This window comes from Streptomyces palmae (assembly GCF_004684805.1).
GTDB lineage: Bacteria > Actinomycetota > Actinomycetes > Streptomycetales > Streptomycetaceae > Streptomyces > Streptomyces palmae.
In genome coordinates, this window is record NZ_SRID01000163.1 from 1 (window position 1) to 14,636 (window position 14,636).

General features: G+C 70.9%; 10 protein-coding genes. 5 read left to right on the forward strand and 5 right to left on the reverse strand.

The genetic code is table 11. From position 1 onward, the window contains the following. Nucleotides 1–141 precede the first annotated feature (141 nt). Complete coding sequence (locus tag E4099_RS17895) at nt 142–996, forward strand: MerR family transcriptional regulator (protein WP_135340085.1); 855 nt, start codon at nt 142–144, stop codon at nt 994–996. 454 nt (nt 997–1,450) lie between these two features. Here the strand turns inward: E4099_RS17895 and E4099_RS17900 are convergent, their stop codons facing one another. After that, nucleotides 1,451–2,017 (reverse strand): YrhB domain-containing protein, encoded by a 567-nt coding sequence (locus tag E4099_RS17900; protein WP_135340086.1) that lies wholly within the window; start codon nt 2,015–2,017, stop codon nt 1,451–1,453. 635 nt (nt 2,018–2,652) lie between these two features. After that, entirely contained in the window at nt 2,653–4,134 is a 1,482-nt protein-coding gene (locus E4099_RS17905) for an aminopeptidase P family protein (protein ID WP_386390742.1), read from the reverse strand. Between the two features lie 128 nt (nt 4,135–4,262). Here E4099_RS17905 and E4099_RS17910 point away from each other — a divergent pair, with 128 nt between their 5' ends. Next, nucleotides 4,263–5,246: a helix-turn-helix domain-containing protein gene (locus E4099_RS17910; protein ID WP_135340088.1), complete on the forward strand. Its 984-nt coding sequence runs from the start codon at nt 4,263–4,265 to the stop codon at nt 5,244–5,246. A gap of 474 nt (nt 5,247–5,720) precedes the next feature. On the opposite strand, the gene E4099_RS17915 is transcribed toward E4099_RS17910, so the two are convergent. Continuing rightward, the gene (locus E4099_RS17915) at nt 5,721–6,623 is read right to left on the reverse strand and encodes a TIGR03619 family F420-dependent LLM class oxidoreductase (protein WP_135340089.1); all 903 of its coding nucleotides are present in this window, start codon (nt 6,621–6,623) and stop codon (nt 5,721–5,723) included. Between the two features lie 284 nt (nt 6,624–6,907). On the opposite strand from E4099_RS17915, the gene E4099_RS17920 reads away from it, so the two are divergent. From E4099_RS17920 to guaD, 3 genes are read left to right on the forward strand one after another with little or no spacing between them, the layout of a single operon-like run. Then, a complete protein-coding gene (locus E4099_RS17920; RefSeq protein WP_245244947.1) occupies nt 6,908–7,345 on the forward strand; it encodes a hypothetical protein in 438 nt (145 codons plus the stop codon). Next, entirely contained in the window at nt 7,342–11,613 is a 4,272-nt protein-coding gene (locus E4099_RS17925) for a tetratricopeptide repeat protein (protein ID WP_135340090.1), read from the forward strand. The genes E4099_RS17920 and E4099_RS17925 overlap by 4 nt, the downstream gene beginning before the upstream one ends. Beyond that, the gene (gene guaD, locus E4099_RS17930) at nt 11,606–13,084 is read left to right on the forward strand and encodes a guanine deaminase (RefSeq protein WP_135340091.1); all 1,479 of its coding nucleotides are present in this window, start codon (nt 11,606–11,608) and stop codon (nt 13,082–13,084) included. Before E4099_RS17925 ends, guaD begins: the two co-directional genes overlap by 8 nt. A gap of 200 nt (nt 13,085–13,284) precedes the next feature. Here the strand turns inward: guaD and E4099_RS17935 are convergent, their stop codons facing one another. After that, nucleotides 13,285–13,851, reverse strand: a complete 567-nt coding sequence (locus E4099_RS17935; protein ID WP_135340094.1) for a lytic polysaccharide monooxygenase auxiliary activity family 9 protein — start codon at nt 13,849–13,851, stop codon at nt 13,285–13,287. 93 nt (nt 13,852–13,944) lie between these two features. Beyond that, the gene (locus E4099_RS17940; RefSeq protein WP_135340092.1) at nt 13,945–14,490 is read right to left on the reverse strand and encodes a hypothetical protein; all 546 of its coding nucleotides are present in this window, start codon (nt 14,488–14,490) and stop codon (nt 13,945–13,947) included. Nucleotides 14,491–14,636: the final 146 nt, after the last annotated feature.

Genomic DNA, 14,636 nt, shown 5'->3' on the forward strand with positions numbered 1-14,636 from the left:
CCCCCAACTCCCCACGACCCCCGGCCCCGTCCGACCGATGCCCGTCACCCTGCCCGCCTGGGACCGTAGAAGCTGCCCGACGAGCGCGAACAAGAAACAGCGACTTGTGCCTCCCCCAAGGGCAGAGGGCACAGTGCTCCCGTGCAAGAGGAATTGATCACCATCGGCGAGCTCGCCACCAGGACCAGACTCAGCCTCAAGGCCCTGCGGCTCTACGGGGACCGAGGGCTGCTGCCCCCGGCCCGGGTCGATCCGCGAACCGGCTTCCGCCGCTACGGTCCCGCCCAGGTTGAACGGGCCCGCCGTATCGTGCTGCTCCGTGCCACCGGCATGTCGCTGACGCGGATCGTGGAGGTGCTCGATTCGAGCGGTGAGAAGCCGGTGCGGCTGCTCACCTCGTACTGGCGAGAACAGGAGTCCGTGCACGTGGCTCGCCGGGCCGCGGTGGGCTATGCCCGAGAGGTTCTGACCGGAAGAAGCCCGACCATGTACGAGGTTTCCGAGCGCGATGTGCCAGAGCAGAAAGTCCTGTTCATCCAGCGCCACGTGACCGCCGCAGACCTGCCCGGCTTCCTCGCAGACTCAAGCGAGCTGCTCTTCTCCCACCTGCGGCAGGCAAAAGCGTGCTTGTCCGGACCCCTCTTCGCCGTCTACCACGGCCTGGTGAGCAAGGACTCCGACGGCCCGGTAGAGATCTGCGCTCCAACCCAGAGCCCAGATGTCGAACCGGCCGGCCATATCGGGGTACGCATCGAGCCCGCGCACCGCGAGGCGTACACCGCCTTGACGAAGCAGCACGAGGGCTACTCGGCGATGGCTGCCGCCCATGACGCCGTCGGCGTATGGCTCGCCGAGCACGGATACGCCGTCAGCGCCTCCCATCGAGAGGTGTACTACCCGAACTGGGCGACCGCCGAGCCGGGCGAGCACGTGGCCGACGTCGCAATACCCTTCCGCCCTGGCCCGATTTCCGACCTCGGCAAGGTCAACCGATGACTGACCATCTACTCCGCAGAGTGCCACCACCGACCTGCGTGAGCACCTCGGGAGAACGTCATACCAGCCCTTTGACCTGCGTCTTCAAGGTGGCGGAAGCTCACTGGTGTGCATCAGTCTGGACAAGCCGATGGCCCCGGTCAGCCCCGGTCCAGCCCGCAGTGCTGTCACCCGGGCCCGCCCGGCCTGCTTGTGGTTATCCCACGCCGTCCGGCCTGCCGCCCCGGTCCGGTCCGCTGCGCCGGGTGGGCGGGTGCTGGTGTCTGTCGACAGGCTGTTGTGCCGGTTCGGCTCCGTCCACTGCTACCCCGGGCTGACGGGCCGTAGCGATCGGGGCTGCCGACTGCGACCGGGGCTGGCCGGCGTCGTGTTCGATCGAGCACGCCGCGCCGTCCTTCGTCCGTGCCGGCAAAAGGGACCGGATGCGCGATCGGCACGCTGACTGGCTTTCCAGTCACCCCTCGGGTCTCTGACCGGATCGAATGGTCTTCACCGCAAGCACCGGGTTGAGCGGCGCCACCAGTTCCTTGGTGACGACGGCCACGAGGCGTGCGGGCGCATCGCCCTCCAGCAACGCGCTCACGTACTCGATGGCCTCCGCGGGCGGGAGCACAGGCAGCCTTTGGCGCAGTGTACGCACAGCATGCATGCGTCCGCGCGTAGCGGCGACTCCGCAAAGCGCATCGTGCAGATCGTCCACCGCGGAACGCACCGGCAGCCCGCGTATCCGGGCCCGGTAGTCGGCCTCCCACTCCCCGGTCACCGCGGAGACGGCGCCGATCCGGTGCAGTCCCCGGTCGACGCGGTCGACCAGGTACGGCCCATTGCCGACCAGCGCGTACGTCGAGCTCCGGGTGCGTACGAACTCCTCGGACTGCCAGGAGACGATCCACACCAGCTCGTGCTCCTCGACGCGAACCACGGCCATCCTCACCGCGTCCGCGCTCACAGCACGCCACTGTTGATAGTCGCGCTCCAACTGCTCTTCGACAGCCCGAACGGCGGCTTCTCGCTCGATCACGCGTGCAGCATCCCGTACCGGCCCGGTTGCGACCAGCGAATTCCCATAGCTCAGGTTTATGCAGAAGAGACCAACGAACCTCCGCGCCAGGCCTCGTCGGTCGTATCGTGCTCCTGGCAGCCACGTTCCGCTGGGTGACCGCGGACGCGGGCTACGGATACAGCAAGGGCTGGCGCACCGAACTCACGACGAGGCCAGAGCCCGAAAGCTGAAGCCTCGTCACCGTATGCACCGTTGCAGTACCAGCCGACGAGCCACAAACCCACAACACCACCACCCACACCCCAACACAGCCCACACACCCAACACCAACGAAAGCCCCTCGCACACACAATCAGCGGCCAGACCCAGCCACCTGGCGGACCCGGCCACTGACTACACAAACCCCCCAACCAGACCGAGCGCGTCACAGCAAAACCAGGCAGGGCCGCCAGGACGCAGGCTCTGGGAACGATCCACCCGGCCCGGCCACCCCGCCCGCGTCCACACCCGCGTACGCCGCGGATTCCGCCACCTCGTCGGGAAGACGCCTCAGCCAGTCGGCGCGCCGACATCCTGCACGGCAGCCCAAACGTTGCCGGTCGGCACCCGTTCGATCCGGGGAGGGACCGGCACCAGTCCCTTCCGAGACGTGCTCAGCCCGCGAAGCGGGCCATCCACGCCTCGACGTCGTCCGCCGACCGCGGCAGGCCCGCTGACAGGTTCTCGTGACCGTCGTCGGTGACGACCAGGTCGTCCTCGATCCGCACGCCGATGCCGCGCCACTCTTCGGGCACGGTGAGATCGTCCGGCTGAAAGTACAGGCCGGGCTCGACGGTGAGCACCATGCCCGGCTCCAGCACGCCGTCGACGTACTCCTCGTTCCGGGCCTGCGCGCAGTCGTGGACGTCCAGTCCGAGCATGTGACCGGTGCCCGCCATGGTGAAGCGGCGCTGGAGGCCGAGTTCGTACGCGCGGTCGGCCGGGCCTTCGATGAAGCCCCACTCGACCAGCCGGGCCGCCAAGTGGCGTTGGGACGCCTCGTGGAAGTCGCGGTACGCGGCGCCCGGCTTGACGGCAGCCATGCCGGCCTCCTGGGCCTCGTACACCGCGTCGTAGACCTTGCGCTGCAGCGGCGTGAAGGTCCCGCTGATCGGAAGCGTGCGGGTGACGTCGGCCGTGTAGAGGGTGCGCGACTCCACGCCGGCGTCGAACAGGAGCAGGTCTCCCGGCCGCACCGGACCGTCGTTGTCCGTCCAGTGCATGATCGTGGCGTGCTCGCCCGCGGCGCAGATCGAGCCGTAGCCGACAGCGTTGCCCTCGAGGCGTGCGCGGCGGAAGAACGTGCCCTCGATCCACCGCTCGGACGACGCGATCGCCCGGGAGAGCTCACCGATCACGTCGGTGAAGCCGCGCACGGTGGAGTCCACGGCCTTGCGCAGCTCGGCGATCTCCCACTGGTCCTTGACGAGCCGGAGATCGCTGAGTGCCTCTTCCAGTTCGGCGTCGCGCTCCTCGTCGGTGGTGACGGCGGCCTCGAGGGACGGGTCGATGCCGCGGACGATCCGGGTCGGCGTCCCGGAGGCGGCGGTCAGGTCGCCGGCCGCCGTGCGGACGTCGCGGCAGGGCAGACCGAGCACGATCTCCGACTCCGCGAGAGAGCGGCGCCGGCCCATCCACAGCTCCGCCGTGGGGCCGGTCCAGAACTCGTTGTCGTCCCTGCTGTCCCGCGGCAACTGGTAGCAGTAGGCGTCATGGCCGCCGTCCGCCCGGGGTTCGAGGACGAGCGCGCCGTCCCGGGCCTGGTCGCCGGTCATGTGCACATAGCCCGAGTACGGGCGGAACGGGTAGGTGTCGTCGTTCGAACGGACCTTGAGATTCCCCGAGGGGATCACGAGGCGTTCGCCGGGGAAACGCGCGGAGAGCGCGGCGCGGCGGCGGGCCGCGTACGGAGCCTGCTCGCTCGGCCGCAGGTCGCGCCGCTCGGTGTCCGCCCACCCCGTCCGCATCAGAGCGGACAGTTCCTCGGAGATTCCTGAGTAGAGACCGTTCTTTCGGCCTTCCGCCACGTCACACACCTTCTTCTCTCGGGGGTTCCTCACCGGCGAGGGACGCAGGGGCTGCACGCTGCGGCCCAGTGCCCTCGCGGCCGCCGGTCGCCGGCGGCTCCCGGACGGTATCCCCCATCGCTCGCGCTTGGTGCCGAAGACTGCCACTGGCACAGATCGGCCACAGCCACGACAGGAGGTCCGTCGATAATCGGCGTATGACGAATGCGAAACTCGGCGAGGCCCTCCGGCTCCTGGGAATCGGTCACGCGGCGGGCCAGGTCTACCTGGCGCTGCTGGAGCTGGCGCCCGCTCCGCTGAGTGCGATCGGAGCCGCGGCCGGCCTGAGCGATGCGGAACTTGCCGCGGCGTACGGCGCGCTGGTCGACGCGGGTCTGGCCAGTGCCGCCGAGAAGGGCGGCGATGTGGTGGCCCCGGTTCCGCCCACCGCGGGCCTGGAGGTCCTCGCCCGGCACCGGGCGGCCGAGGTCGAGGAGTCGCGCCTCACCGTCGGGGGCGCGTTCGAGGCGTTCCGGCGACAGCGGCTCGCCACGTACAACGACCATCTCGTCGAGGTCGTCACGGGCGACGCGATCGGCCCCAGGATCCGCCGCGCGTGGGCGAGCGCCCGCGAACAGATCCGGCAGTTCGAGTCACCACCGTACTTCCCCTTGTCCGGGGCCACGGACGACGCGCTGGCCACACTCGCCCGCGGTGTGACGCAGCGTGTCGTGTACTCGCGCGAGTCGCTGGAGGTTCCGGGCCACCTGAAGGAGGTCATCGAACCGTGCGTCAACGCAGGCGAGCAGGCCAGGGTCCTGCCGTCGGTGCCGGTCAAGCTCGTGATCATCGACGAGGCGTACGCGCTCGTGTCGTTGTCGATCAAAGAGGCGGATGTGCACAACACCATGCTGATCGTTCAGCCGTGTGGCCTGCTGTCCGCGCTCGTGGCCCTGTTCGAGCAGTTCTGGCAGAAGGCCCTGCCGTTCCACGGCCGCACCACCCGCCCAGGCGGTCTGCCGCCCGCCGACCGCCGCCTGCTGTGGCTCCTCGCGGGCGGCGCGAGCGACGAGGTCATCGCCCGGGAGATGGGAATCAGTCGCCGCACGCTGTTCCGCCGCCTGCAGATCCTGATGGCCCAGCTGGGCGCCGCGAACCGCTTCCAGATGGCCTTGCAGGCACAGCGCTGCGGATGGTTGTGACTGGCACACCGCCGGGTGGAACCGACGCGGGCAGGTCGAACGTGCTCATGGCCGGCGGCACCCCGGAGACCGCAGGTCACCGGGGGAGTTTCGCAGGGGGCGGGCCGCCCGGGGGTGCCCGCCGCCCGGCGCGGCTCGCGCCCGAGAGGGTCGGCCACGATGCGCACGCCGTCCTCGCGGAACAGATCGGCGCGGCCGCAGAGCGAGCAGCGTGCCGAGTCGGTTGATGACGCGGGCGGCTGCGGCAGCGGGCGGGCGGCCGAAGCCCGACACAGGCGACGGACGAACAGCGGACGAGGCAGCGGCGCGGCGCCCGGCCGTGAGCCGGTGGGTGGGCGATGCGCGGCGGTCGTGCGGGACCGGCGGCCAGGCTGCCATGATCAGCGGCGGGTCGGAAGCGCGTCGACGGCCTCGGCTTCCAGTCCAGCGACCACGTTCGCGGCATCGTTCGCGGCCGGACCTTGAACGACCGGTTCAGCCCTTCTCGACGAGTTCGAGGACCTGCCGGGCGTGCTCCAGGGAGCCCTCGACGGTGTCCACGTCGTACATCGAGTCGATCATGAAGTGGTCGATCCCGGTCCGTTCGTGGACTTCCTTGACGGTGTCGGCGACCTTTTCCGTGCTCGTTCCCGCGTCGATGTTCACCCGCAGCACCGTGTCGATGGCCTGGGGGTCGCGGCCGCCCTGCCGAGCGAGTTCGTCCAGCAGCGAGCGCTGCGCGACGAGGCGGTCCACGTGGACGTGGCTCGGGACGACGATCACCGGCAGCCAGCCGTCGCCGCGGCGGGCGACCCGGCGCAGGGCGCGCTCGGACAGCGCGCCCAGGTAGAAGGGCGGCCGGGGCTGCCGCGCCGGCTTCAGGGGTGCGTGGTGCTCGGGTACGGAGACATGGTCGCCCTCGTACCGCGCCGGGTCGGTGGTCCAGATGGTGTCGAGGGCGTCGAGCACTTCCTCCATGCGGGCGCCGCGGCGGGTGAAGTCCAGACCGGCCGCCTGGTACTCCTCGGGAGACCAGCCGACACCGAAGCCGGGGAGCAGCCGCCCGCCGCTGATCAGGTCGATCGTCGTCAACGACCGGGCCAGCTGGACGGGCGGGTACAGCGGAGCGACCAGCACGTGAGAACCCAGCAGCACACGGCTGGTCGCGGCGGCGGCGACGCCGAGCAGGACGAACGGGTCAGCGGCGGGGTTCAGTTCCTCCGGAATGGTGCTCCCGCGCCCGCCGTAGCCCACGACGGGGCGAACCGCGGCCAGATTGCGGTCCCCCACCCAGAGGCTGGCGCCCCCGGCCTCCTCGATCGCCGAGGCGAACCTGGCGGTCTGGGCGATGCCGTAGGCCTGACGGTGGAACTGGGGAAGTGCGAAACCTATCCTCATGGTGTCCCTCGCATGCGTTGTCGCCGGTCGGCGTACTTCGGCTCTGCTCCGATGTGTTCCTCGTTCGAGAGAAACTTCAGCCTACGGGGCCTTGCCGGCGCTCAACTCATGGCGCGCCGCGCACAGTTGAAGTCTCTGGAACGTGGCGTGAGCCCGGAGACGGTAGCCCCCGCGGCGCCAGGGAGCGGCCTCCGGCGCGCCCGGCGGGGCGGGGCAGAGGCGAAGGGGGATCGGAAATCCGCGATGTCGGCGCAAACGAGCGCAGAGTTCTGAAAAATGATGGTATGACAGTGCGTGCGAAGATCATCATTCTAGGGGCGGCCGTGCTGAGCGGCCTGGTCACGGTCGGCCTGACCATGGCGGCTGTCTTCGTGGATCTGGACTCCGCCAACCAGTCCGCGAGCATCGTCGGGGCGGTCGTCGGCCTGGCCGGGCTGGTGGCGTCCCTGTACGGCCTGCATCGCACCGGCGACGCGCAGGGCGGCGGCACCTCGGTGACGGCGTCCGGGGCCAGGGCGGTCGCGATCGGCGGGAACGCCGGCACCGTCGTCACCGGCGACGGCGTCACCGTTCCCGCCGCCGCCCCCGCTCCGCCGGCCCCCGGCGTGCCGGGCGGACAGGGCGGAGCCGGCGCGGTGAACGTACAGGCCCAGGGGGATCGCTCCATCGCCGCGGGCGCGGACATCGGGACCGCGGTCACCGGCGACGGGGAACGCCGGTGACCGCCTGGCTGAGGAAGGGCTCCCGCACCGACACCCCGGCCGGCGTGAACGTCCAGGCACACGGAGAGCGCTCCGCGGCCGTGAACGGACCCGTCACCACCCTCGTCACCGGCGACCGCAACGTCGTCACCGTCCATCCCCCCGGCCCGAGCCTGCGGGACAGGCTCAGCGAGTGGGACGACCTGGCCGCCACGATCCGCCCGCCCAGGTCCCCGTCCACCCTGTTGGAGGCACACCGCGCGGTGGTTCCCTTCCGCGGCCGCACCGACCTGCTGGAGGAACTGGACGCCTGGTGTGCGCGGCCGGGCTTCGGGGTTCAACTCCTTTACGGGCCGGGCGGGCAGGGGAAGACCCGGCTCGCCCGCCACTTCACCGACCGCCTCGCCGGGCGCGGCTGGGACGCCCTGTGGCTGGGTCGCCATGTCGCGGCCGCCGACCTGATGGCCCTGCAGGAGGCGACGGCCCCGCTGATCGTGGTCGTCGACTACGCCGAGACCCGCACCGAGCAGCTGCTCGGCCTGATGAGGGCCGCCCTGCGTGCCGCGGACACCACGCCGTTCAAGATACTCCTGCTGGCCCGCACCGCCGCTGACTGGTGGTCGGAGTTCCAGGACCGGGCACGCGTCGAGGACCTCTACGACGTGCCTGGCACAGCGCTGCCCCCGCTGCAGCCCGACGCGGAGGACCGCGCCGAGGCATACCGCCAGGCCGTGGACGCGTTCGCCCGCGCCCTGCCGCAGGTGACCGGACCGCGGCACCCCGACTGGCCGGTCCTTGCGGCACGTCTCGCGGGGGCGCCCCTGGACCGGCTCCGGGCCGACGGCATGGATTCCGCCCTTACCCTGCACATGACCGCCCTCGCCGACCTTCTGGACGAAGCCGCGGGGGAAGACCCCGAAGCCGCTGCCGCCACGGACACCGCCGACCCCCCGCGACCCCACCCCGTCCGCCGTCCCGGGACCGGCATGGTGGAGGAGCGGCTGCTGAGCCACGAGCGCGTCTACTGGCGGGCGATCGGCGAGATGGTCGGTCTGAGTAAGCCGAGGACCATCGACGGCGTGCTGGTCGCCGCGCTGCTCTGCGGAGCACGCGACCGGCGGGAGGCCGCCGCCCTCCTCGACCGCGTGCCCGGCCTCGGCAGGCAGACCGCGGATGTCCGCGACGCCGTGGCCGACTGGATCGCCGCCCTGTACCCCCCGTCCCACGACGGGCAGCTTTGGGGCAGCCTCCATCCGGACCGGCTCGCCGAGTTCTTCGTCGGAGACCACCTGCGGAGCGACCCCGGGCTGTGCGACGACCTGGCGGACGGCGCGAGCGGCCCGCAGGCCGTCCGTCTGCTGACCCTGTACGCCCGGGCCGCCGCCCACCCCGCCCACTTCGGCCGCCTCGACGCCACTCTCGTCGACCTGTGCGTCGGCCACCCGGACGTGCTGGCCTCGGCGGCCATCGACGTGTCCACCCGGGTGGAGCGGCCCGAGCCGCTCCAGACGGCGCTGTACCGTCTGGCCGACGACCTCGCAGCGGACCCCGCGGCACTGCTGCGGATCGCCGGCCACCTTCCGCAACCCACCCGGCGGCTGGCGGACTTCGCGCTGCACCTGACGCAGCGGCTCGTGGAACTGCATCGTGCCTGGGCCGCCGAAGACCCGGGCCGCCTCGCGGACCTGGCGGCGCAGCTGCGCAAGCTGTGCGGACGCCTGCTCGCCACGGGACGTCGGCAGGAAGCGTACGAGACGGCCCGCGAGGCGCTGCGCCTGTTCCGGCGGCTGGCCCGGGAGGATCCCGAGACCTTCGAGGTCCAGCTCGCGGCATGCCTGCACAACCTGTCGATGACCCTGGACGGCCTGGGCCGTCACGAGGAGGCGGTGTTCCCGGCCCACCAGGCCGTCCGCCTCTACCTCCGGGTCGGGCGGCGGGACGGCGGCGCCGCACTTCCCGAACTCGCCCACGCGCTCAACGCCGTCTCCATCGTCGAGTCCACCCTGGGGCGCATGGAGGTGGCCCTGGCGGCGAACGAAGAGGCCGTCGCGGTGCGGCGGCGGCTGGTCGCCGAACGCGGGGACGCCTTCCGACCCGACCTGGCGGCGGCCCTGAACAACCAGGCACACCGCATGCGGGACGTCGGCAGGGCGGCGGAGGGCCTGCGAGCGGCCCGGGAGTCCGTGGCTCTGTGCCGGACGCTGGCCGAGGAGCACCCGGACGCCCATCTGCCGGCTCTGGCCACCGGTCTGGGCACGCTGTCCGGGTGTCTGGAGCACGTCGGCGAACACGCCGAGGCCCTGCGGTGCATCGAGGAGGCCGTGGCCATCCGACGGGAACTGGCCCATGAGCACCCCGAGAGATGGCGCCCCGACCTGGCCAGGAGCCTCAACTCCCTCGCCATCGACCAGGGAGAGCGGGGACTTGCGGTCCAGGCCGCGGAAACGGCCGCCGAGGCCGCGGGCATCTACCGGATCCTGGCGGAGAAGGAGCCGCTCGCCTACCAGGAACCGCTGGCCATGACCCTCAACACGCTGTCCACCCAGTGCGAGAGCGCCGGGCGGACGCAGGAGGCGCTGAAGGCGTCCGGGGAGGCCGTCGCGCTCTACCGGGACCTGGCCACGAGGAACCCCCGGGTGTACCGGGTCGATCTGGCCATGGCCCTGACCACCCGCGCCGACGCCCTCGCGCGGGCGGAACACGGGGAGGAGGCGCTGGAGGCGTCGCGGGAGGCCGTCGCGCTCTACCGGCCGCTCGCGGCCGAACGCCCCGAGACGCAGCTGATGGCCCTGTGCAAGGCGCTGAACAACCTCGCCCTGCACCTCAAGGCCGCCGGCCGCATGGAGGAGGCCCTGGACGTCCTGGACGACGTCGTCGACCGGATCCGTCACGGCTCGTTTCCGGCCGCCCTGGCCGTCCCGGTCCACAGGCTGCTGGCCGTGGCCCTGCTGAACAAGGCGACATGCCTCAACCCGCTGGGCCGGCAGGAGGAAGCCCTGGCCGCCGCGGAAGAGTCGACACAGGTCTTCCGCGAGCTGCACGAGGGCGAACCGGGCACCTACGCCCCCTATCTGGTCAAAGCCCTCTCTGCCCGCCACACGCTGCTGCTGCTCACCGGGCGCGCCCGTGAGGTTCCGGACGCCGTGGCGCAGACCGTCCGCATCCGCCGCGAACTGATGCGAGCAGACGCCGCCGAACAACGGCCGCAGTACGCCCAGGATCTGACACTGCTGGGCTCCGCGCTCGTCGGCCGGGGACGCCACGGGGAGGCCGCGACGGCACTGCGCGAGGCGGCGGCCGTCCACCGGGAGCTGGCGGCCGAGGACCCAGCGCACCGGACGGCGCTCGTCCAGGTACTGGCGGAGCTGGGGAACGCGCTTCTCGGCTCCGGCCTCCCCGAGGAGGCGCTGACCGCCGCGAAGGAGGCGATCGCGGCCCTTGACGCCGCCGCGCTCGAGGACGTCGCCGACCGGCCGCTGCGGACCTGGGCGCTGATCGTTCTGGGTTGCGCGAGCCATGCCCTGGAGCGGCCGGAGACCGAAGAGGTGCTGCGCCTGGCCGCGGACCTCGCCGCCGGCCTGAACGGCGGCACCCCCGGACCGGTGCGCCACCCCCTGCTGATCGCGGTACTCGCCGTCCTGGGCCAACACCTGGCGCAGGCCGGACGGGCGGACGAAGGGCTGCCCGCCCTGAGGCGGGCGACCGAACTCGCCTCCTGCCCGGACACGGCCTCCCCCGTTCCCCCTGCCCTGCGGGCCGCGGCACTCCTGGGACTCGGCCATCATCTGGCCGTCGACCTCGCCGACCACACCGCGGCGATGACGGCGACCGAAGAGGCCCTCGAACTGTACGAGGAGCTGGCGGCCGCCGACCCGGAGGTCCACGGGGGCGACCTGGCGTGGGCCCTGGCCCACCACGGGCTGCGCCTGACCGAGGCCGGACGCCACCACGAGGCCCTGCACGCCACGGCCCGGGCCGTGGCCCTCGCCCGCCCCCTGGCCGCCGCGAGCCCCGCCGCCCACGAACTGCGCCTCGCCGTCGCGCTCTACGCCCACGCCAGGGCGGCCCGGCACGACGGATCGAGGCCGACCGAAGCGCGTGAGCACCTCTCCGAAGCCCTCACCCTCCTGCGCGCGCTCGCCCACCGCATGCCCGGGCTCGCCTCCCCCTACCTCGACGACGCGGAGCGGATCGGTGCCACACCTCTCCGCGTCGACCGTTGGGATGGTTTTCCCGGTGGCGTGCTGAAGGCAGGCCACCCGACGGTCCGAGAAGACGGACATGAGTAGCGATGAGAAGGCCGTCGGGCCGGTGGAATCCGCCGCAGCCGACGGCGAAGACACGGGCGAGGGGACCACGACTCGACGGCCGGTGACGGTGTTCCTCGGTACGGTCCTGCACTTCTCGGCCGATCCGTGGGTGCCGGGCCACGACGACGAGGACGATCCACTCGCCTACCACCTGTTCGATCCGGGGGCGCTGGTCGTACGGGACGGCCGCGTGGCCTGGGCCGGGCATGACCATGAGTGCCCCCGCGAGTTCCTCCGCCAGGGGCACGTCGTGGACCACCGCGGCTGCCTGATCGTGCCGGGTTTCGTCGATCCGCACATCCACTCCGGCCAGGTGGACTCCGTCGCCAGCCCCGGCGGGCAGCTCCTGCCCTGGCTGCGGGACTACATGTACCGGTCGGAGATGCGGTTCGTCGACGCCGAGTACGCAAGGGCCGCCACCTCGTTCTTCTTCGACCGGCTCCTGGAGTGCGGCACCACCACGGCCTGCGTCTACACCACCACCCACCCGCACGCCACCGACGCCTTCTTCTCCGAGGCGTACATGCGGAAGCTGCGCATGATCTCCGGCAAGCTGCTGATGGACGACGACAATCACGGCTCGGTGCCCGAGGAGTACCTCGACGGCCCCGTCGAGGAGGCCGAGGAGGAGTGCCGCCGGCTCATCAAGGAATGGCACCACACCGGGCGGCTGCTCTACGCCGTCTCCCCACGGTTCGCCCTCACCTCCACACTGGAAGCGCTCCAGATGGCCGGCCGGCTCTACCACGAGTCCCGGCACACCGACCGGCCGCTGTGGGTGCAGTCGCACCTCGCAGAGAACCAGGACGAGGTCCAAGCGGTGATCGACAAGTTCCGCGACACCCTTGACCCGCGCTCCTACCTCGACGTCTACGACAAGTGCGGCCTGGTCGGCCCACGCAGCATCTGGGGCCACTCCGTGTGGATCGACGACGGGGACCGCGCGCTGCTCGCCGACACCGGCGCCGGCGCCGCGTTCAACCCCACCTCCAACCTTTTCCTCGGCAGCGGCCTCTTCGACCTGGACGGCGCCGGCCGAGCCAAGGTCCGGGTGGGGCTCGGCACCGATGTGGGCGGCGGCACCAGCTACTCGATGCTCCAGACCATGAACGAGGCCTACAAGACGGTCGCCCTGGCCAACACCTACCCCCACCCCAGCAAGGAGAAGGACCGCAAGACCCTCACGGCCCTGCGCGCCTTCTACCTGGCCACCCTCGGCGGCGCCCGCGCGCTCCACCTCGACCACCTCATCGGCAGCTTCCACCGCGGCCGCGAGGCCGACTTCGTGGTCCTCGACTGGGCCGCCACCCCCCTCCTCGAGCGCCGCACCGAGGTGGCCCGCGACTTCCGCGAACGCCTCTTCGTCCTCGCCACCCTCGGCGACGACCGCGCTGTCACACAGACCTACGTCCTCGGCGAACCGATGTTGAGACGGTGCCGGCCGCGATGAGTCGTTCTCGAGTTCACTCATCGGGGCGTACCGTCTGGCACTGCTTTCCCTGGGCTCGCACGTCCCGGCTATCCGGGTGTCCGACCCAAAGGACGAATATCTGATTTCGGATGCCTCGACGGCCGCGGCGGCTGTGGATGCCTCTGACACCACGTGGGGCCTTCCGGGCAACCGGGAGGCCCCACGCGCGGTGCATGGGCTCAGTTGAAGTTCACGTCAGCGCACTGGTAGAAGGCGTTGGGTGTGTCCGCCACCGTCCATACCGCCAGAATCAGGTGGCGACCGCTCTTGTTCTTCGGCAGTTTGCCCGTGTGGTACGTGTCCTGCGGCGGATAGACCACTCCGTCGCTGGGCTCCATGAAGAACGGCTTCTGCTCCAGATCGGCGCGGGTGAGCTTCCGGTTGGGATCCCAGCCGTCCTTGGTGACGAAGTACTCCCACTTGGTCGTGCGGTGGGAGGCGGTAAGGTGCCAGTGGAACTCGAATTCCTGGCCGGCATCCACCTCGCTCAGCGGCCAGTTCTTCTTCGGGTCATCGAGCTGGGCGAACTCCGTGCGGCCGGCGGCGCAGATCTCACCGTCCCCCGGTCCGGCCTGCGGGAACCCTTTGGGCCCTTCCACGGACTGCGGCTCGTACTGTGCCTGCCCGCAGTTGCCGACCTCCCCTTCCTTGCACCACACCGCACGCGACTTGGGTGCCACGGTGTAGCCGTGGGCGGTGGCGAGGCTCGGCACAAGCGCCACCACCGCGGCCCCCAGGGCCACCATCGTCTTCTTCACGAGACCTCTCCTCTCGTGCGCTGCGCTCGCGGCGCAGCGCACGGTACAGCTCGCCAGGTTTGGGCTACGGCCCTCGTGGGCTCACTGGTAGTCGTTCTCGCTCGCCCAGTTCTCGCTGTCGCAGCCGCAGTCGATGCCGACCATCACCAGGATCTCCACGTAGGGGACGCCTGTTTCGATGGCGCGGGTCTTCAACAGCGCGCCGGGGTAGTCACCGTCCCTGGTCCACCCCAGGCCCTTCACCACGCCCTCGCCGCCGTCGAGGATGACCTCGAACTCGCGGTCGTTGATCGGCCGGGCACGCAGCGCGTTGGGCAAGCACACGTTCTTCGCGGGCCGGTAGCAGTCGCTCAGTACTCCGGTGTTCGGCAGCACCAGCGCGCAGTGCGCCTTCTGGATCTTCTCAGGGAGCTGGATGACCGCCCTGCCGGTGTCGCACTTGATAGGCAGCCGCCCAGCGATCAGCGCCGTGTTCGGCGGAGTGGGCGGAAGGTTCGCCTGCATCGGCACGGGAACCGCACGCCCCTGGCCGCTGCCGCTGTCTCGGGCGATAGTGTCCCAGTCGAACGAGCCGCACTTCTCCGCTGTGCTGGTCTCAGTCGAGGTCTTCTTCTCGCTGTCGCTCATCGGTTGTTCCCCTCATAGGTGTAGCTGTTGGAGTAGCCGTTGGAGCTGGTGCCGCCACCGGAGCCGCCACCGCCGCCCGCGTTGGAAGTGATCCGGTGAAGAACAAGCTGGTTGGCGAAGTCCACCCGCAGGTCGCACGTGAACTG